This is a genomic window from Martinezella rhizogenes, assembly GCF_007002745.1.
Lineage (GTDB): Bacteria > Pseudomonadota > Alphaproteobacteria > Rhizobiales > Rhizobiaceae > Agrobacterium > Agrobacterium cucumeris.
The window spans coordinates 827139-846184 of the sequence record NZ_SGNY01000001.1 but is presented as its reverse complement, the minus strand read 5'-3'; the positions used below and the strand labels follow the sequence as shown (position 1 = coordinate 846184).

General features: G+C 58.0%; 22 protein-coding genes, 1 pseudogene and 1 riboswitch. Of the genes and pseudogenes, 13 read left to right on the top strand and 10 right to left on the bottom strand.

The features are described from left to right. Window positions 1–6 precede the first annotated feature (6 nt). From EXN68_RS04270 to EXN68_RS04240, 7 genes are all read left to right on the top strand, one after another. On the top strand, window positions 7–921 hold the full coding sequence (locus tag EXN68_RS04270) for an ABC transporter permease (protein ID WP_269699565.1): 915 nt from the start codon (window positions 7–9) through the stop codon (window positions 919–921). Beyond that, window positions 921–1682 carry an ABC transporter permease gene (locus EXN68_RS04265; RefSeq protein ID WP_142839743.1) on the top strand — a complete coding sequence of 254 codons (762 nt, stop codon included), beginning with the start codon at window positions 921–923 and terminating at the stop codon, window positions 1680–1682. Before EXN68_RS04270 ends, EXN68_RS04265 begins: the two co-directional genes overlap by 1 nt. A gap of 45 nt (window positions 1683–1727) precedes the next feature. Next, on the top strand, window positions 1728–2501 hold the full coding sequence (locus tag EXN68_RS04260) for a class I SAM-dependent methyltransferase (RefSeq protein WP_142839967.1): 774 nt from the start codon (window positions 1728–1730) through the stop codon (window positions 2499–2501). Between the two features lie 334 nt (window positions 2502–2835). After that, the gene (locus EXN68_RS04255) at window positions 2836–3696 is read left to right on the top strand and encodes a L,D-transpeptidase (protein WP_142839966.1); all 861 of its coding nucleotides are present in this window, start codon (window positions 2836–2838) and stop codon (window positions 3694–3696) included. A 171-nt stretch (window positions 3697–3867) separates the two neighbouring features. Next, a riboswitch (glycine riboswitch) is annotated at window positions 3868–3961 on the top strand. Between the two features lie 449 nt (window positions 3962–4410). Continuing rightward, window positions 4411–5262: a LysR family transcriptional regulator gene (locus tag EXN68_RS04250; RefSeq protein ID WP_142839742.1), complete on the top strand. Its 852-nt coding sequence runs from the start codon at window positions 4411–4413 to the stop codon at window positions 5260–5262. A gap of 157 nt (window positions 5263–5419) precedes the next feature. Further along, on the top strand, window positions 5420–7156 hold the full coding sequence (locus EXN68_RS04245; RefSeq protein WP_404944515.1) for a peptidoglycan D,D-transpeptidase FtsI family protein: 1737 nt from the start codon (window positions 5420–5422) through the stop codon (window positions 7154–7156). A 15-nt stretch (window positions 7157–7171) separates the two neighbouring features. Next, a complete protein-coding gene (locus tag EXN68_RS04240; protein WP_237681349.1) occupies window positions 7172–7846 on the top strand; it encodes a trimeric intracellular cation channel family protein in 675 nt (224 codons plus the stop codon). A 6-nt stretch (window positions 7847–7852) separates the two neighbouring features. Here EXN68_RS04240 and EXN68_RS27855 read toward each other — a convergent pair. Further along, window positions 7853–7945, bottom strand: a pseudogene (locus tag EXN68_RS27855) (3-oxoacyl-ACP reductase); the annotation flags it as partial. Between the two features lie 86 nt (window positions 7946–8031). Between EXN68_RS27855 and EXN68_RS04230 the strand changes: the two are divergent. Further along, window positions 8032–8463 (top strand): GNAT family N-acetyltransferase, encoded by a 432-nt coding sequence (locus EXN68_RS04230; protein WP_404944514.1) that lies wholly within the window; start codon window positions 8032–8034, stop codon window positions 8461–8463. Window positions 8464–8468: 5 nt separating this feature from the next. On the opposite strand, the gene EXN68_RS04225 is transcribed toward EXN68_RS04230, so the two are convergent. Together EXN68_RS04225 and EXN68_RS04220 are read right to left on the bottom strand one after the other, a co-directional pair. Continuing rightward, entirely contained in the window at window positions 8469–9119 is a 651-nt protein-coding gene (locus EXN68_RS04225) for a glutathione S-transferase family protein (RefSeq protein ID WP_142839740.1), read from the bottom strand. Window positions 9120–9210: 91 nt separating this feature from the next. Continuing rightward, the gene (locus EXN68_RS04220) at window positions 9211–10425 is read right to left on the bottom strand and encodes an MFS transporter (protein ID WP_142839739.1); all 1215 of its coding nucleotides are present in this window, start codon (window positions 10423–10425) and stop codon (window positions 9211–9213) included. 476 nt (window positions 10426–10901) lie between these two features. On the opposite strand from EXN68_RS04220, the gene EXN68_RS04215 reads away from it, so the two are divergent. Next, window positions 10902–11558, top strand: coding sequence for a peroxiredoxin (locus EXN68_RS04215; protein WP_035217366.1), 657 nt, complete (start codon window positions 10902–10904; stop codon window positions 11556–11558). A 77-nt stretch (window positions 11559–11635) separates the two neighbouring features. Here EXN68_RS04215 and EXN68_RS04210 read toward each other — a convergent pair whose 3' ends face one another. Beyond that, window positions 11636–12088, bottom strand: coding sequence for a DUF5680 domain-containing protein (locus EXN68_RS04210; RefSeq protein WP_142839738.1), 453 nt, complete (start codon window positions 12086–12088; stop codon window positions 11636–11638). 165 nt (window positions 12089–12253) lie between these two features. On the opposite strand from EXN68_RS04210, the gene EXN68_RS04205 reads away from it, so the two are divergent. Genes EXN68_RS04205 through fghA form a run of 3 tightly spaced genes read left to right on the top strand, consistent with a single transcriptional unit; the run spans window position 12254 to window position 14277 of the window. Further along, entirely contained in the window at window positions 12254–12709 is a 456-nt protein-coding gene (locus tag EXN68_RS04205) for a YaiI/YqxD family protein (protein ID WP_142839737.1), read from the top strand. 25 nt (window positions 12710–12734) lie between these two features. Then, complete coding sequence (locus tag EXN68_RS04200) at window positions 12735–13412, top strand: DUF1345 domain-containing protein (protein ID WP_142839736.1); 678 nt, start codon at window positions 12735–12737, stop codon at window positions 13410–13412. A 31-nt stretch (window positions 13413–13443) separates the two neighbouring features. Next, complete coding sequence (fghA, locus tag EXN68_RS04195; protein WP_142839735.1) at window positions 13444–14277, top strand: S-formylglutathione hydrolase; 834 nt, start codon at window positions 13444–13446, stop codon at window positions 14275–14277. A gap of 59 nt (window positions 14278–14336) precedes the next feature. On the opposite strand, the gene EXN68_RS04190 is transcribed toward fghA, so the two are convergent. The 6 genes from EXN68_RS04190 to crcB form a co-directional block, all read right to left on the bottom strand. Continuing rightward, entirely contained in the window at window positions 14337–14726 is a 390-nt protein-coding gene (locus EXN68_RS04190; protein WP_142839734.1) for a RidA family protein, read from the bottom strand. 228 nt (window positions 14727–14954) lie between these two features. Further along, on the bottom strand, window positions 14955–15443 hold the full coding sequence (locus EXN68_RS04185; RefSeq protein WP_142839733.1) for a hypothetical protein: 489 nt from the start codon (window positions 15441–15443) through the stop codon (window positions 14955–14957). 60 nt (window positions 15444–15503) lie between these two features. Next, complete coding sequence (locus EXN68_RS04180) at window positions 15504–16298, bottom strand: ATP12 family chaperone protein (RefSeq protein ID WP_142839732.1); 795 nt, start codon at window positions 16296–16298, stop codon at window positions 15504–15506. A gap of 32 nt (window positions 16299–16330) precedes the next feature. Further along, the gene (locus EXN68_RS04175; protein WP_142839731.1) at window positions 16331–16993 is read right to left on the bottom strand and encodes an HAD family hydrolase; all 663 of its coding nucleotides are present in this window, start codon (window positions 16991–16993) and stop codon (window positions 16331–16333) included. A 6-nt stretch (window positions 16994–16999) separates the two neighbouring features. Beyond that, the gene (locus tag EXN68_RS04170; protein WP_142839730.1) at window positions 17000–17989 is read right to left on the bottom strand and encodes an RluA family pseudouridine synthase; all 990 of its coding nucleotides are present in this window, start codon (window positions 17987–17989) and stop codon (window positions 17000–17002) included. Window positions 17990–18055: 66 nt separating this feature from the next. Continuing rightward, window positions 18056–18433: a fluoride efflux transporter CrcB gene (crcB, locus tag EXN68_RS04165; protein ID WP_142839729.1), complete on the bottom strand. Its 378-nt coding sequence runs from the start codon at window positions 18431–18433 to the stop codon at window positions 18056–18058. Between the two features lie 202 nt (window positions 18434–18635). Between crcB and EXN68_RS04160 the strand changes: the two genes are divergently transcribed. Further along, the gene (locus EXN68_RS04160) at window positions 18636–18956 is read left to right on the top strand and encodes a hypothetical protein (protein ID WP_142839728.1); all 321 of its coding nucleotides are present in this window, start codon (window positions 18636–18638) and stop codon (window positions 18954–18956) included. Window positions 18957–19046: the final 90 nt, after the last annotated feature.

Below are 19046 nucleotides of genomic sequence, written 5' to 3'. Positions count from 1 at the left end.
GGTCAGATGCAATTGCTCCGGTTCGGCATATATTCCGTGGTGGGAATGGTTGCGCTTTCATTCGCATCCTTCACGCTCATCGCATGGATGCCCGCCGATCCGGTGCAGATTGCCATTCGGGTGTGGAACCTGACGGCCACGAGTGAAACCGTTGCAGCGCTGCGGGAAGGGTGGGGGCTCGATCGCCCGCTCATCCTGCGTTATCTGCACTGGCTCGTGGATTTCGTGACCGGCGACTGGGGACGATCCTTCCGCACCGGCGAATCCGTCTTTGCGGAATTTATCGAACGTCTGCCTCTCTCGCTCATGCTCGGTATTTCCGGCCTTCTCCTCGCCATTGCCGTCGCCGTACCGCTCGGTTTCAGCGCTGCGGCGCGGCCAGGCGGCATTGCTGATCGTGCCAGCCGGGCATTTTCGGTGTTTGTGCAGGCTGTTCCCGGTTTCTGGCTGGGGCTTGTCCTGCTCTGGGTTCTCGGCGTCCAGCTGCGCTGGATCCGTCCGTTCGGAACCGACATAACGGCAATCGTTCTGCCCGTCATCCTGATCGCCTGCCATTCGGCCGCCGTCTTTGCTCGCATCTACCGCCGCGACATGATCGAGACCACCCGACAGCCGTATTTTCGCACCGCTCTCGCCAAGGGGCTTTCGCACCGGCAGGCGCTCTGGCGTCACGCGCATCGTGGCGCGTTTTATGCCCTGCTTTCGGCGGTGCGCTCGGAGGCGGGGTGGGTGATCGGTTCGACGGCGACCATGGAAATCCTCTTCAATCTTCCCGGCATCAGCCAGTTTCTCGTGCAAAGCATCGCGGTGCGCGACCAGATGGTGCTGCAGGCCTATGTGATGGTCATCGCGCTTTGGCTGCTCTTCATGAACCTGATCGTGCAGCTGTTTCAACGTCTTCTGGATCCACGGCTCGCCTGATGCTCCGGTATTTCGCACTTGCCGTTCTGGCCCTTTTCCTGCTTCTGAGCGCCATCTGGCAGCCATATGATCCTGACGCCGTGGATATCCTGGCCCGCCATTCCGGTATGACGGCGCAGCACCTGCTGGGTACCGATCATCTCGGCCGCGATCTTCTTTCGCGCCTCATGGCGGGCGGATGGCGCACCGCGCTTGTGCTGTTATCGGTCGGCACCATCGCCTTTACCGGCGGCACCTTGCTCGGCGCCGGCGCTGCGGTGCTGGGTGGCTGGCAGGAGAGGGTGGTGCTGCGCTGTTGCGAATTCTTCATCACCGTTCCGACGCTCATCATCGCCCTGACGGCGGCGGCGATTTTTGGGCTTACACCGATGACGGCCGGGCTGGCGCTTGGTCTTGCCGGCATTGGTCCGACGGCTCTGCTTGCCCATTCCCTCAGCCGGCGCGTGCTTGGGCAACCCTTTGTCCATGCCGCACAGGCGCTGGGCGTTCCGCCCTTGCGGATGGTCCTGCGCCATCTTCTGCCGAATATCCTGCCGCTGATGATAACCCATACCGGAAATCAGGCGGGTTTTGCCGTCACCGCCTATGCCTCGCTGGCCTTTATCGGGCTTGGCGCGGACCCTTCCAAACCGGACTGGGGCTCGATGTTGTTCGAGTATCGCGTTTTCATCTTCGATCATCCAAGCCTGATGATCTGGCCCGGCATCGCAATCGCCATCACGGTTGCGACGCTCAATACCGTATTCGACACATCCGACTGATCGTTTTGCCGGAACTCGCAGATGCAACACACAAAGGACGACACGATGGATGGCGGCAATTTCGATCTCAAGGAGGAAATCCGCGACTATTGGTCCAAAAGATCTGAGACCTTCGATCTTGCTTTCGGACATAAAATCTCAGCCGGTCCGGAAGCCGAGGCATGGCAGAAACCGATCCGCGAGCTGATCGGCGCGGAACCGAAACGGGTCCTTGAACTGGCCTGCGGCACCGGCGAGGTGACGCGGCTGATCCATGATCTCGGCCACGATGTTACGGCGCTCGATTTTTCAGAGGCGATGCTGGCTGTGGCACGCGCCAAACATGCCGGTAAACCGAGGCTGCGTTTCATCATGGCGGATGCCGAAAACACCATGGAGCCCGACGCATCCTATGACGCAATCATCTGCAGGCATCTGGTCTGGACTTTGACGCAACCCGAACAGACGTTCCACGAATGGTTCAGGCTTCTCCGTCCGGGCGGCCGGCTTCTGTTTTTCGACGGCGATTGGGCGACGCCGAAACCGACCGGACGCATTGCGAGACTGCTTATTGCGCTCATCGATCGTGTCGTGGGCGAAGACAGTCATTATGACGGCGCTCTGGGCAGCCGCCACGCCGCCATCATGAAGGGACTTCCATTCGGTGAAGGGCTGCGGCCTCACATGTTGATGCCGTTGCTGACTGGCGCTGGCTTCGCGGAGATAAAACTCCATTCCCACGACCCAATCGCCAAAGCGCAGCGTAAAAAAGCCGACCTGCGCAACCGGCTGCGCACCTTCGTTTATCGACGCTTTATCCTGACCTGCCAACGTCCGTGACGTTGTCGCGAAGGCGTTTTCTGGTCCGGACCGCCGTCTCAACCGCAATTTAGTTCCATAATCTATCTTATGCGATCATCGCATGCGGCGGTCATCTTGTAGATGCGATGCCTTGGGCCGCTGAAATCCGGCCCTCTCCTTGCACGACGCTGGTTAATATCAACGTTGGAACTTGCCGGTACGCAAGTCCGGTTGCCGGACGGATTTTATGACCGATCCAGAAATTATCGCAAGACGGCAAAAGGTTGTGTTTGCAGGATCGGTCCCAATACATATCAAAGCCGGTTTTACCGGGAATGTCGCAGGGCCAATCTGCGTATTTGTGCAGTATCGAATGGGCAGATTTCATGGTTTCTGTCGCGCCGCAGACATCCGGGCCTTGGCGCTTCGCCGGTTGTCCGCCCCGATCCCGGCACAGCCCCTAGAATTCGACAGCAGAACAGCCTTGGAACAGAAAATCAATTCTCACTTGTCTCGCAGATCGCTGCTCACCCTGGCCATCAGTTCATTTCTGGCTGCAGGTTGCGAGCAGGTTCCCAAGACGAAACTCGAAGTTAACGCGGCTACCCTGCCCGAACATAAAAACGAGACGACGACAGCCGCAAAAACATCGAAGGATAACGGGCCAAAGCCTGCGGGTACCGGTTTTGCTTACGACGAGATTTATGCTGCGCTGACGGATGGTGGCTTTGACGTTCCAGCTGTCAACTACCGCGCCATCGACCCACAATATCTCCGACAGGAGGTTGAATACATCACCGCAGAGCCCGCCTATTCAATTGTCGTAGATACAAATGATAGGTTCCTTTACTGGGTTCTCCCCCGTGGCCGAGCCATACGTTACGGCGTAGGGCTTGGAACTCAGGGCCGATCATGGAAAGGGCGCGCTGTCGTTCAATGGAAGCAGAAATGGCCAAGATGGAAGGCGCCGGAGGATATGATCGCCCGTAATCCTGAACTCAAGCCATACGGTGTTGAAGCTGGCGGAATGGCCCCCGGCCCCCGGAATCCTCTGGGTGCGCGCGCCATGTACATTTTCCAGAACGGCAAGGATACGCTCTATCGTATTCATGGATCACCGAGCTGGAGAACCATAGGTAAAAATTCGTCCTCGGGTTGCGTCAGGATGCTGATGCAGGATGCGATTGATCTTTATGACCGAGTGAAGGGAAAAACGCCGCTTTTGGTCATCTGATAGCGTCAATCTGAGCGCGCAGTGACTAAGAATAACCGCTGCGGGTCAAATTTACGCCATAAACGGCACCATATTTCGCGTCGTTCGGTTTAGCGGATCTGGGGCCTTTCGGTCTCGGAAACGCCAGATCACAGCGCTCCAAACCTCGCGACAGAGGCATGGAGCAACACATATCGAGCAGCGGGAGAGACCGATATCTCCCGACATCGGCGCCGACGGAGCAACCACCCCGGAAACTCTCAGGCAAAAGGACCGCTGCAAGATCATACAAACTCTGAAAAGCGAGCTGATGCTCGCGCCGATGGTGTAAGTTCGCCGAAACAAGGTGAGCGAATCTCTCAGGCCAATGACAGAGGGGGTGCCAAGAGCCCAGGAAAAGGGCAAGGAGCACCTATGGCTGGAAGTCACCCTTCCCTATCGACAGTCGATTGCATTGACGCAATTTCAAGACCATTTTCAGTGACGATGGCGGCAATGGCATTTGCCCTACACAGCCTTGGCAGGCGTGGCGCATTCCGGCGCGCCGTCGCTCGTGTCAGCCGGCTTCAGCGGCGGCATTTCACCCCGGTCCCCTTCAAAATTTGAACAGCTCCACGCGGTTTCACCGGGCAACGGCGCTCGACAGGTGTGGTGCAAGCACCTCGCGACCTGCCTTCTCGCGATGATACCGATCTGGGGTTCTCATAAAACACTGCCTAATTCAGGAAATTTAAAATGGTCGATTGGGAAGATTTGCGATTTTTCTCCGCCTTCGCTCACCACGGCTCCATCACGGCAACCGCCAAGGCGCTACGCGTCGATCATACGACTGTCAGTCGGCGCATCACATCGCTGGAAACCTCGCTTTCGGTGAAGCTCGTGGATCGCAGGCCACGATCATATGTACTGACCGATATGGGCCGCGACGTCGCGAACTTCGCCGAGGAAATGAGCAGGTCTGCATTTGCTCTGAGCCGTTGCGCCGGTTCCGGCCAGAACGGTATCGAAGGTGATATCGTGGTATCCGCCCCGCCATCGTTGCTCTACAGCTTCATTGCACCGCAAATCTCCGCGCTGCAATCTCAGCATCCTGACGTAAGGCTCCGTCTTGTCGGCACCATGGAGGCGATGTCCCTCTCCAAGGGAGAAGCGGATATTGCCATCAGCCTGAAGCGGCCGAGCGAAGCCACACTGGTTGCGCGCCGCCTTGGACAATTGTCCTATTTCCTCTATGCCGATCCTGCCTACCCGACGAGAAATGGCCCCCCTCTTTACATCAGTTACGACGATACCATGCGGGAGTCGGATCACTATCGCTGGCTTGATGACAGGCTTTCGGCCGACGAGGTTTTCATGTGCAGCAACGATCTGCGCATACAGGCTGCCGCCGCCGCGGGCGGGTGTGGAGTGGCACTGCTGCCCGCCTACCTCGCCGCCGAACATGGTCTTGTGAGATTCGATCCACTCGATCCAGGCATCAGGATCGACGTATGGCTGGTGATCCACGAAGACGTGCGCGACACGCCACGCATACGTGTTGCCATGGACTTCATAAGTGAAAGCCTCAAGCCCTTGTGGCGTTCCTGATTATGCGCAGATCGAGCCTGCGCCATTGCCGAATTTTCCGGGATTTGGCGCGGTGTAAAATGCCGCGTGACAGGGTCTGTCCTGCACGCGTGCAGTGACCGGTTGGACCCGCCCGCCTTCCCACCCTATTCCCGACGCGTGAGCGTGGAGTATTTTCATGTCTTTGATTGCTCGTTACAGGAAAGGTACCATTGGATACCTTGTTCTTCCTGCGAAAAAACACAGCGTAAAGTCTTCCACTCGAAATCGTCAGCGGGTGGGCCTGCTCATCGTGGCATTCGCGATCGGTTATGCCGCGATCGCAGTCCGCCTTTTGCAATATGGCTATTTTTCCGAGAACGAAGCGACGGCGAGCATTCCACGATCACCCAATATAATCGCCTCCCGCCCCGACATTCTGGACCGCAACGGCCAGCTTATCGCAACGGATATCAATCTCATCTCGCTTTATGCGGAGCCTCGTCGTGTTGTTGATGCAAATGAAGCCATCGAAAAGCTCGCCTCTGTTGTTCCCGATCTGGACTGGGCTGATCTGCACAGAAAACTAACGTCTGACTCCGGTTTTCAATGGATCAGGAGACAGCTTACGCCCCGCCAGGAGGCTGAGATCATGCGCCTTGGCATTCCGGGCATCGGATTCAGACCGGAAAAGCGGCGTTTTTATCCAGGCGGCCCGGTGGCGTCCCACATTGTCGGGCATGTGAATATCGACAATCAGGGGCTGGCGGGCATTGAGCGCTATCTCGACAGGCAAGGTCTGGCAGACCTGCGTGGCGTCGGCCTTACAGATCCCACCCAGCTTGAACCGGTCCGGCTGTCCATCGATTTGCGTGTTCAGAGCATCCTGCATAACGTCGTTGGCGATGCCGTGAGGAACTATCAGGCGGAGGCGGCAGGTGCCGTCATAATCGATGTCGACACAGGCGAGGTTCTCGCGATGGCATCCGTCCCCGACTATGACCCGAATGAACCTTCGCGTCGCCTTGCCGACGGCACGATCGACAGGGACTACGAAAAGGGATGGTTCAACCGCATGAGCAATTCAGCGGTTGAAATGGGCTCGACCTTCAAGGCGTTTACCCTTGCCATGGGGATTGATGCGGGCGTCGTCACTCTGAACTCGGTCGTGGATGCCTCCCGCCCCCTGAAAATGGGTGGTTTCATCATCCGGGATTTCCACGGCCGAGGAAGGCCGCTGACAATCCGGGAAGTCTTTCGCTACTCATCAAATATCGGCACGGCAAAGGTCGCTGATCTCGTTGGCCTGGAAAATCACCAGCAGTTTCTCTTCAGACTGGGCCTGTTGTCAAAGATGCAGACGGAGTTGCCGGAAATAGCTTCGCCCACGGCGCCAAGGAACTGGAAAAAGATCAATTCCGCCACGATTTCCTTCGGTCACGGTCTGGCCACGACGCCGCTACAGACGGCTGCGGCTGCGGCGGCCCTTGTCAACGGCGGCATGTTCCGGCAGCCGACTTTCATTGCCGACACTGGGAGGCGTCACCAAATCACCGGCAGACGTGTCCTGCAGGCATCGACCAGCGCAAAGGTCCGTGAGCTGTTCTGGTACAACGGCACCCAAGGTTCTGGCCGAAACGCCCAGGTGGCCGGTTTTGATGTAGGCGGGAAAACCGGGACAGCGGAAAAGGTTATCAATGGCAAATACGCGAAGAACCTGAACTTCAATACATTCCTCGCGGCATTCCCCATGCACCGCCCCCGTTATTTGGTGCTGTCGATCATTGATGCTCCGCTTTCCGGTGAGCGCGGCGGGCGCCTGGCGGCCTTCAATGCCGCGCCGATGGTGCGCGATATCATCGAGCGCGCCGCACCGCTTCTCGGGGTTCGGCCATCGTTCGGGAACCCACAGGCATCTCCTTTGATGAACTACTGAATAGACGATGAACCCATGTCATTCGCAGATACTGAATTTTCAGGTTATTCGATGATCGTCCCCCCGACGAACGACATTATCCATATCCTCTATTTCGTTGCGATTGTCGCAGAAGCCATGACAGCCGCACTCGCCGCCGGCCGTCGCGAAATGGATTGGATCGGCGTATTTCTGCTTGGATGTATTACCGCCCTCGGCGGCGGAACCGTGCGCGATGTTTTTCTGAACCACTATCCGCTGTCGTGGGTCGAAAATCCCAGCTATCTCCTCGTGACGGGATTATCGGCTCTGGCGACGATCCCCATCGCCCGATATATGTATCACTTGCGCAAGATGTTCCTTTTTCTCGACGCGATAGGACTGGTCGTCTTCACCGTCATCGGCTGCCAGATTGCGTCAAGCCTCAACCTGCCGCTGATTGTCGTGGTGGCGGCTGGCGTGCTGACCGGATGTCTGGGCGGCGTACTTCGGGATATCCTGTGCAACGAAGTACCGCTCCTATTTCGTTCGGAACTCTATGCAACCGTCTCAGTCTTTACGGGCCTGATCTACTTGCTCGTGCCCCTTCTGGGTGTCTCCCACGCGGTATCCTCGCTCGTTGCAATGGCCCTCGGCTTGATGCTCCGGCTCCTTGCAATACGCTTTAACTGGTGTGTACCGACATTCGTTTACACGAAAGACCCTCATTGAGGAGCGAGCGCGTTCTTCCTTCACGGGTGGACGCGCTCGGTTGTTCATGATTGGCGTATCGGTCTCGCCCGGCAGGATGGTGGGCGCCCGGATACCCTGGATAAGTCCGGTTCAGAATCGACAAATATGGATGTAGAACCACTCTCGGGCGCCAGACGACAAAGTCGTGGCGCGACGATGAGGAGATGTCGATGAACCACCCCGCCTATTCAGTCGTGGCAAGAACCCCTTCCGTCGAGGAGTATCTGCATCTGCGCGCCGTGGCAGGGCTTAGCCCGTTCTCGCGGGAGGCGGCAGAGAAAGGCTTGCCGGGCACCGTTTTTTCCGTGCTGGTTCTGCACGAGGATTCCGCCATCGGCATGGGCAGGATTATCGGTGACGGCGGCTGCTTTTTTCAGGTGGTGGACATCGCCGTCAAGCCCGAGCATCAGGGCCGCGGGCTGGGCAAGGCGATCATGAATGCGCTGATGGAGCATGTGAAGAGCGAGTTTCCCGCATCAGCCTATGTCAGCCTGATCGCCGATGTGCCGGCTAATAAGTTATATGAAAAATTCGGCTTCAAGGAGACCGCGCCCCGGTCGCTTGGAATGGCATATCGCGTCAATGTATCGGAGTGAGACGGTCAAGCATTCTGCGCGGCTTTGAAAACCGCCAGTTGATCGGCGAAAGCCCGCTTATAGGCGGGACGCGCTTCACCTCTGGCCACATAAGCTGAAAGGTTCGGATATTCGTCGAGAATGCCTGAACTTATGATCCTTTGCAGGACCGACACCATCAGCAGATCGCCGGCGCTGAACGCGCCATCGAGCCAGTCGGCGGCGCTGAGGCGGCGGGACAATTCACCGAGCCGCCTGCGAATGCGTTCATCCACCATTCGAAGGCGTTCATCATGCCAGCTTTTGTCCCTTTCGAGAGAGCCGGTGACAAAGTGCTCGACGATTGGCGGCTCCATGGTGCTGAGGGCCGCGAACATCCAGCTTATCGCCCGCGCCCGGGCTCCCGCTTCTTCTGGCAGCAAGCCGGCATGGCTCTCGGCTATATGAAAGATGATGGCGCCGGATTCGAACAGGACGAGGCCGCCTTCTTCATAGGTCGGAATCTGTCCGAAGGGCTGAAGCATGAGATGTTCCGGTTCCTTCATCGCCTTGAAGGAGAGAAGGCGCACATCATAGGGCTGGCCCACCTCTTCCAGTGCCCAGCGAACACGCATGTCACGGGCGAGACCCTTGCCGCCATCGGGTGAGCGTTCAAAGGCGGTAATCGTGATCGTCATCGGTATTCTCCATCACATCGGGTTTGGAGACGGCGTGGTGATGCCGCGCCAGAATAGGCGTTTCAAATAGTGAAAACAATCTTTTCGCGCCTTATCGGGCTAAGGCGCTTCCCCGGCGGGATATCCAGATCAACACCGGCAATGCCGCGCAAGACAGCGCTGCGCCCAGGATGAAGGTGCCGAACGATCCGTGGATATCCCACACCAATCCGGCGATGACATTGCCGAGGAGCACCGCCACACCCATCATCAGGTTAAAGACACCGAAGGCGGTGCCCTTGAGATTTGACGGCGCCGTTTCTGCGATGAGGGTGGCGAGCAGACCCTGCGACAGGCCCATATGCAGGCCCCAGAGAAGAATGCCGATCAGGAACAGCGGAATGGAGTTGGCATAAGCGAGCACGAGATAGGAGGCTGCCAGCACCACCACGCTTGAAGCGAGAATGCCCGACCGGCCGATGCGGTCTGAAAGCCGGCCGGCTGGATAGGCCGTCAGGCCGTAAACGGCATGCATGATGACCATGGTGATGGGTATCCAGGCCGGCCTGAACCCCGCCTCCTCCGATTTCAGCAACAGGAACGCCTCGCTAAACCGCGCAAAGGTCAAAAGCGACGCCCCAAGGATCACCACCCAGACCGCAGGATTGAGCTTTGCAAAATCGGCGATCCGGAACGGCTTGTCCGATTTCGTTTTCGCCGGCGCATCCGGCTCTTTCACGCCGATCATGAGGATGAAAACGGCAAGGAATGCGGGAATGACCGCGATCCAGAAAATGGCGAGAACATTTTCGCTCAGTGCAAACATCAGCGCGATCGCCGCCAGCGGCCCGATGAAACCGCCGACCGTATCAAGCGACTTTCTGAGCCCGAATGCCGCTCCCCGGATTTCGGCGGGCGTCACATCGGCAATCAGCGCGTCACGCGGTGTTCCGCGAATGCCCTTGCCGATGCGATCCACCGCCTTGGCGACGACAATCCAGCCTAGCGAGGTGGCGAAGGGAAAAGCGAGTTTGGAGATCGCCCCAAGACCATATCCGATCACCGCAAGCATCTTCCGTCGCCGCGTCCAGTCCGCGATAATCCCGGAAAACAGCTTGGTTGTGGTCGCGATGGCAACCGACAGGCCCTCGATGAAACCGACCGTGACGGCAGAAGCGCCAAGGCCCGATACGAGATAATAGGGCAACAGCGTCTGTACCATCTCCGAGGAGATATCCATCAGCAGGCTGACGAAACCAAGGACCCAGACTGTGGGCGGTATGCGCGCCCGAACGGCCGCTGAAACCGGCGCAGAGGATGTTGTCATGAATGGCCCCCGATCCACTCAGGAATAATGGCGGCACCTGCGACATTCAACCGGTCTCGCCAATGATTTTCGCTCTCCTGCCGCCGCCTTAGGGGATGGAACGTCATCGGCATTCGGCTCTCCTGACCTATATCAGCGTGGAAAAACAACCGATGGCACCTCCCTGCCCGTTCTCCTAGTCGCGCGCCCCCCAGCGCTTTTGGCGGCGTGGCCAAAGGTCGCATAAGCTTGCCGCAAATTCAGCAGATTCTCCTGTCCGTATCACGCGTGTCAGAAATTGTCGGACTGGCCATAGCCGCCATGCAACGTCATCAAGCTTTTGCGGGAACTTCGCAAACTTCTGCTGCTTGGCAACATCACCGCGGCGCGATGAAAAGGCTGGCCATTTCGTGCAGACACACTAAGCTTCGGCGCCGGATACGGATTGCCGAAAATCATCAGAATTTCAGTTCAAATCATTAGGGAGAAACTATCAGATGAGCCTGCGTATCAACGACATAGCACCTGATTTCACCGCCGAGACCACCCATGGGCCGGTGAGCTTTCACGACTGGATCGGCGACGGCTGGGCGGTGCTGTTTTCGCATCCGAAGAATTTCACGCCGGTTTGCACCACGGAACTCGGCGCGATGGGCGGCCTGCAGCCGGAATTTGAAAAACGCGGCGTCAAGATCATCGGTATTTCGGTCGATCCGGTCGAAAGCCATGAAAAATGGAAAAACGACATCCGCACCGCGACAGGTTTCAATGTCGATTATCCGCTGATCGGCGACAAGGACCTGAAGGTCGCCAAGCTCTATGACATGCTGCCGGCCGGTGCTGGCGACAGCTCCGAAGGCCGCACCCCGGCTGACAACGCCACCGTGCGTTCCGTTTTCGTCATCGGCCCCGACAAGAAGATCAAGCTGGTCCTCACCTACCCGATGACCACCGGCCGCAACTTCGAGGAAATTCTTCGCGCGATCGATTCCATCCAGCTGACGTCCAAGCACCAGGTGGCAACGCCAGCCAACTGGAAACAGGGCGAGGATGTCATTATTACCGCTGCCGTCTCCAACGAAGATGCGATTGCCCGTTTCGGCTCCTACGACACGGTGCTTCCCTATCTTCGCAAGACGAAGCAGCCCGGCTGATCTGAAAATCTCAATGGAGGCGATGAACCTTCATCGCCTCTTTTTCTCAGCCACTTGCAGCGCGACCTCTGCCAACCCTAGGGCTTTATCGTTCCGCCATGATAGTCGAGCCGGTAAACCTCGATATCCTCGCGATAAATCCTCTCCACCCCGGTAAAAGATCGGAATTCGCCTTCATTGGCGTCCACATAAATCAGCTCCTCAAGCTGATGGGTGAAACCACCGAGAAACCGCCCTTCCTTATAAAGCCTTGAGAGGGAGTGCTGGATGACCCTGCCCGCCATCCCGGCGTCGATCATATCCGGTCTCAGGATACGGCCATAATAATTCATCGCCCATAGCGCGACACCCTGATGCCAGACCACCTCCTGCCCGATGAAATCGGTTCCGCCGAAGTAGCTGTCGATATAGTGCCAGTCGCCTTGCCGATAGGTGAGATCGTGCGATCCCTTTCGGGTGGAAATCGCGGATTTATCGCCGCCGCCGACATAGGTGGCAGACTTGGCCTGAACGATGAATTCTTCCAGCATCCGACATCTCCAAACAATAGAACATAAAGAGAACATACGGAAGTCTCGGCGTTGTCGCAAGCCCATTCCCGTGCCTTGTCAAGCCAGCATTTCGGCGACGACGGGCTTGGTAATCGCTGCATTTGCCCGTAAAAGCGTCGCAAGAATTATCTGCGAAGAGTGCCCATGTCGAAAAACCCGCAAATCTATGTCGATGCCGATGCCTGCCCGGTGAAACCGGAGATCCTCAAGGTGGCCGAGCGACATGGGTTGGAGGTGACCTTCGTCGCCAATTCCGGCCTGCGCCCCTCGCGGGATCCGATGGTGAAGAACGTCATCGTATCGGCCGGTTTCGATGCGGCTGACGACTGGATTGCTGAACATGCCAGCGAAAACGATATCGTCATCACCGCCGATGTGCCGCTGGCCGGGCGCTGTGTTGCCAAGGGCGCGCTGGTGACGGGACCGACGGGCCGTGTTTTTGACCAGGCCAATATCGGCATGGCCACGGCAATGCGTGATCTTGGCGCGCATCTGCGTGAAACCGGTGAGAGCAAGGGATATAACGCAGCTTTTTCGCCGCGCGACCGCTCCGCTTTTCTGGAGACGCTTGACCGCTTCTGCCGCCGTGTCAAAAAATGAGGCTGCAAACAGAAAGGTGCCGCCCATGACCACGGCCAAACCAAAAAGCTCCGCGACGACCGGCAGCAATGCCTTTCGCCGACATCAGCCTTTCGTCTTCGCTTTTTTCGCCGGTGCTCTTGGTCTTGGTCTGGCATTGGCCTTGGCGCCATCGCTTGCCATAGAAATCGCAGCCGTTCTGTTTTTCCTGACCTATCTGACGCTGGTTGCCTTTCGTCTGCCGGGATTGACGGCGCAGCATCTGAAGGCCCACGCCGATAGCGACGATCTGCCGGCAATCGCCATCATCGCCGTCACACTGCTTGCGGTGGCGGTTGCCGTTGTCTCATTGTTTCAGGCGCTCAATCATACGGGCGAAACAGTGTGGACCCTGCTCATCGCCTTCGCCTCGGTGATTTTCGGCTGGTTGACGATCCACACCATGACGGCCCTGCACTATGCGCATTTATACTGGCGGCCGGCCATGGTGGATGGCAAGCGCCAGCATCGCGGCGGCATGGATTTTCCGGCGACGAAGGAACCCTGCGGTTACGACTTCCTCTATTTTGCCGTGGTGATCGGCATGACGGCGCAGACATCGGATGTGGGGGTGACAACGACCGCCATGCGCAAGGTCACGCTGCTTCACTCCATCGTTTCTTTCTTTTTCAACACGGTTCTGGTGGCGGCGGCGGTGAATGCCGCTGTCTCGCTTGCGGGCTGAACCGGAAAACTTTTCTCAAAGGAATGGCTTCATGAACATCATTTCGCAAAATACGGCTTTTGACGGCATGCAGGGCGTATTTTCGCACACATCCGAAACATTGAAGTCCGAGATGACCTTTGCAGTCTATGTGCCGCCGAAAGCGGTCCATGAGCCCTGCCCGGTTGTCTGGTATCTCTCCGGCCTCACCTGCACCCATGCCAATGTCATGGAAAAAGGCGAATATCGCCGCATGGCTTCCGAACTGGGCCTGATCATCGTCTGCCCCGATACCAGCCCGCGCGGCAATGACGTGCCGGATGAGCTGACCAACTGGCAGATGGGCAAGGGGGCCGGCTTTTACCTCGATGCCACCGAGGCACCGTGGTCTGAGCACTACCATATGTACAGCTACGTGACGGAAGAGCTGCCTGCCCTCATCGGTCAGCATTTCCGCGCGGATATGAGCCGTCAGGGCATATTCGGCCATTCGATGGGCGGCCATGGTGCAATGACCATCGCGCTCAAGAACCCCGAGCGTTTCAAGAGCTGCTCCGCCTTTGCGCCGATCGTGGCGCCCTCCTCCGCCGACTGGTCCGAACCGGCGCTGGAAAAATATCTCGGTGCGGATCGGGCCGCGTGGCGTCAATATGACGCCTGCTCACTGGTTGAAGATGGCGCCCGCTTTCCCGAGTTCCTGATCGACCAGGGCAAGGCCGATAGCTTCCTTGAGAAAGGTCTGCGCCCATGGTTGTTCGAAGAGGCGATCAAGGGCACGGATATCGGCCTGACGTTGCGCATGCACGATCGCTACGACCATTCCTATTATTTCATCTCCACCTTCATGGACGACCACCTGAAGTGGCACGCCGAGCGGCTGAAGTGAGGATGAAGACAGAGCTGGCGGCGCCCTGAGAGCGCCGCCATTTCAGGCCCGGCCCGACATCATGGGATGCGGGCAATGACCTTGATCTCGAAATCGAAACCGGCGAGCCAGTTGACACCGACGGCAGTCCAGTTCGGGTAAGGCGATTTGCTGAAAATCTCCTGTTTGACCTTCATGATGGTTCCAAACTGGTTTTCCGGGTCCGTGTGGAACGTCGTCACGTCGACTATGTCGTCAAAGGTGCAGCCTGCCGCCTCAAGCGTGGCTTTCAGGTTCTCGAAGGCCAGCCGGACCTGCCGTTCAAAGTCCGGTTCAGGCGTTCCGTCGGCACGGCTGCCAACCTGCCCGGAAACGAACAGAAGGTCACCGGAGCGAATGGCTGCGGAATAACCATGTTCCTCGTAAAGCGCGTGCCTGTTGGCAGGGAAAATCGCTTCGCGTTCGGTCATTTTGCTTCTCTCTTTTGGGTTGAGTGGCAATGGACGGCGAAGCACTGTTTTCAAAGCTTCGAACGTCACTTCACATACGTTACGTATGCGAGATAGTGACGTACGCAGCGTATGTCAATTAAGATACGCAACGTATGTGAAGCTACGAACGTCGAGGCGCACTTTTTTGAAGCAGCGGATCCACAGCAAAGAGACGAATGGCTTTCGTGTGCTCGTCTCGCGTCCTGTTTATGGAAAAAGCGCCGTCGCCAGTGTCGTCGGGCCGGAACGGTTCAGCCGGAATTCGCGGATCACCCGTTCAGCGACGCCATAGGCAAGTTCCTGCTCGATGGACTGATTGTCGAAGCTGACAACGGTGGCGGTGAATTTGGCCTCGGCGATCACCTCGCCGGTTGCCACGGCCGCAGCGCGGACGATCACCTTGGCCGAGGCGCGCTCCCCGAACAGGAACGGCGCGCGCGTGACGGATGTGAGACGGATGGTCAGCACAACACGTGGTCTGGTCTCGCCACGCGCCGTCGTCCTGATAGCACTCTGTACCTGAGCATGGATGGACTGCATCAGCGCCGGTGCGACATCCGGGCGTGCGGCGACGAATGCGCCGCGCACATCGTAAAGCAACCGGTCGGCATTGGTCGCTTCCGGTTCCAGCCTGAAAGACATGAGCGTGAAACACGCCAGCAAAACAATGCCAAGGCGTTTCAGCGTGGTGTTCATGATCAGCGGCTCCCCTAACGTGAGGTAACCGCATATTCGATCATCAGGGTTAGAAAACCGTTAAGAGGCGCTCTTCAGCGACTCCAGAACATGGAGTGCCGCGCGCATATCGATGAGCCTGACGGCGCGGCGTTCCAGCGCCTCCTCATCCTCACCCCATTGTTCGGCGGTCCAGTCCTCGTCGAGATGGGCAAGCGCCCAGGTCTCCTCAAGAGTCAGCTCGCCTTCCGCCAGTGCAAGGGCCAGAATGGCGGAGCCGGTCAATGACGTCATGGTGTGAAGAGCAGCAAGTGCGATCGGCGCATCGTATTTCCGCAGCGTCACCGCGAAGGCAGCGATGGCTTCGCGCGGCTGGTCACGGTGCATGACACCTTCGACGAGAATAAAGCGGGCGCCAAGTACATTGGCGGCCCAGTCGAGCACCGGATCCCAATGGTCAGTCTGACGTTGAACCAATGCTTCGGGATCGCCGGCGCGATAACACAGGAGATCGGAGGACGAGAAACGCAGGATGTCTTCGAAAACCGCCTGGGTGTCGCTGGCGATGCCATCAATGGCGGTGTTCACGTGCCGAGACACCGGCATGATCACCGGGTTCACCACTTCCTTCTGTGCATCCCATTCGTCGCGAAGCAGGCCTGCGAGCGCCTTCGTCGGCACGATCAGCGGCTTCTTGGCGGGCGTGCGCAGCGGCTTGCCATCAAGATGGATGGTGAAACCGCCCTCCTCCACATCAGCGACGGTCACGTCCTTGTAGAACCGCTTCGGCAAAGGCTTCTGCATCTGGATTTGCGCACGCAGGATCGGGTCGGGGTGGCTCAGGCCCTCCGAAAGGTCGTTCAGGAGATCACGCATGGCACGTCCTCATCAGTCAGGTAGAAGATTATTCAAATATCGGCCGGAACATAGGCCGGGATTTCACGCGGGTGGCTGACGACTGCATCGGCGCCGGCCTTCCAGAGATCGTCGACCGAGGCATAACCCCAGGCAACACCGATGGCTTTTGCGCCGGCGGCCTTGGCCATCTGCATGTCATAGATCGCATCGCCGATGACGACAGTGTCGGCCGGAACCATGCCGGTTTCATGGCAGCATTCCATCACCATGGCCGGATGCGGCTTGGAGGGGCAATCATCCGCCGTGCGCGAAACGATGAAGTGATCCGTAAAACCGTGGGTTTCGAGAATATGGGTCAGCCCGCGCCGACCCTTGCCGGTGACGGCGCCGATCAGCACGTCATCCCGTTTCGAAAGCGTGTCAATCAAAGGCGCGATGCCGTCGAAAAGCGGTTCGATCATGCCCGGGCGCTCCCGGATCGGGTGATAGATTTCACGATAACGCGCCGTCATCGCAAGCGCCTCGTCATCCACGTGCGTCTTGCCGAGCATGCGGGCTATGGCGATATCGAGCGTCAGGCCGATGATCGCCTTGGTCTGCGAGATATCCGGACGCGGCTTTCCGAAATCGGCAAACGTGTCGGCCATCACGGCATGGATAAGGCCGGCGCTGTCCACCAGCGTGCCGTCGCAATCGAAAAGAACCAGTTTCATCTGATATCAATCTTCCCTATCGCCATCGGCCACGTCGAGGCCGAGCAGGTTCCAAGTCTGCACCATATGCGGCGGCAAAGGCGCGCTGACCCGAAGCCGGCCGCCATTAGGGTGCGGTATGTCGATATGGCGCGCATGCAGGTGCAGGCGCTTCTGGATGCCGCCCGGGAAATCCCAGTTCGGATCGTCGATGTAATATTTGGGATCGCCGATGATCGGATGTCCCATATGCAGCGCATGAACGCGAAGCTGGTGGGTACGGCCGGTATAGGGTTCCATTTCCAGCCAGGCGAGGTTCTGCGCGGCTGTATCGATGACACGGTAATAGGAAATGGCGTGATCGGCCCCCTCCTCGCCGTGTTTGGCGATGCGCATGCGGTCGCCATCCATCGTCTGCTCTTTAACCAGCCAGGTGGAAATCTTGTCCTGATGTTTGCGCGGCACGCCCTTGACCAGCGCCCAGTAAGTTTTCTTGGTATCGCGCTCACGGAAGGCGGCCGTCAGTTTCTGCGCCGCACCTCTTGTGCGGGCAACCACCAGCACGCCTGACGTATCGCGGTCCAGACGGTGCACCAGGCGCGGTTTTTCACCCTTCGGGCTCGTCCATGCTTCCAGAAGCCCGTCAATATGACGGTTGACGCCGGAACCGCCCTGCACGGCAATGCCGGCCGGCTTGTTGAAAACGAAAACCTTGTCGTCTTCATGCAGCAGCATGCGCGCCAGAAGTTCGGCGTCTTCCGAATGTTTGAGGTCCCTGGAGCCAATCGGGCCGGTTTTGACCTTCAGGTCGGAATCAACAGGCGGTACACGCACCATCTGCCCCGGCTGCACCCGCGCATCCGTCTTCACCCGGCCGCCATCCACGCGCACCTGGCCGGAACGCAGCAGCTTCTGCAATTGGCCGAAACCAAGGCCCGGATAATGAATCTTGAACCAGCGATCCAGGCGCATACCGGCCTCGTCGGCCTCGACCTTGATATGCTCGATACCTGCCATGAAATTTCCAGTCTTTCTGTCTTGATCGCGCGCTCTGTTCGTCGGCGCGCCGTTTGGATCAAGCCTTTAGAACAAACTGCGGCCCAAGGCCAGCCCGGCAAAAACCGCAGCGATGGAAACCACGAGGCTTGCGAGGATGTAAACGGCCGAAAGGCCGAGCGCGCCGCGTTCGAAAAGTGTTACCGCATCAAGCGAGAAGGACGAAAATGTCGTGAAGCCGCCAAGCACGCCGGTGACGAGAAACAGGCGCATTTCCATCGAGGCATTCAATCGCCGCGCTACCAGCTCGACCAGAAGACCGATCAGGAACGATCCGACCACGTTGACCGCCAGTGTTCCCCAGGGAAAATTCACCCCCGCCAGCCGAACGCTCCAGACGCCGACCAGATAACGAAAAACGGAACCGATTGCGCCGCCGACGGCGACAAGAGCGATATTCACCATGGGGATTATGTCTCCGGAGGAAATGGCCGGACCGGGCAGTCCGACGCAGTTTTAGACCATCGTAACTGCGGGCGAAAGTCCTCTGCCCGCCGCTTGCGTCCACTAAAATACGATTAAATTGCAGCCCCGTGATTTAGCCTTCCAACAAGACGCGGATGGTATTCTCCAATTTTCAAGGGTCGCGAAGATGGCCGGAGGTTGAATGACACAGGTTCTTTCCGTTTCTGCGAATACGGCAGCCTATGCGCTGGAAGCCGTCAAGCCGTCGCAGCGCGTGCCGCGCAAGAGCGAGGTCGAAGAGGCCATTCACGAACTGGCGCGCAAGGCCGAACATGGCGACGACTTTCAGCTGCGAGCCCTGATGACGGCCATCAAGCCGCCGGCGCTCACCCTCTATTTCCTCACCGCCGCCAGCCAGCGCCACGAACCGCAGGCGACGCTCGAGCAGGCTGTGGAAGCCTATGAGGAAAACAACGCCAAAACTCGATCTGAAAATAACGATTTTAATCAGACTGATATCTGAATATTTTAATTTAATTTCTAAATAAAGCTACGCGATCGGCAGGCCTTCGGCATTCAGGCTGGCGTCAGGATGATTTTCTAAATATTTACA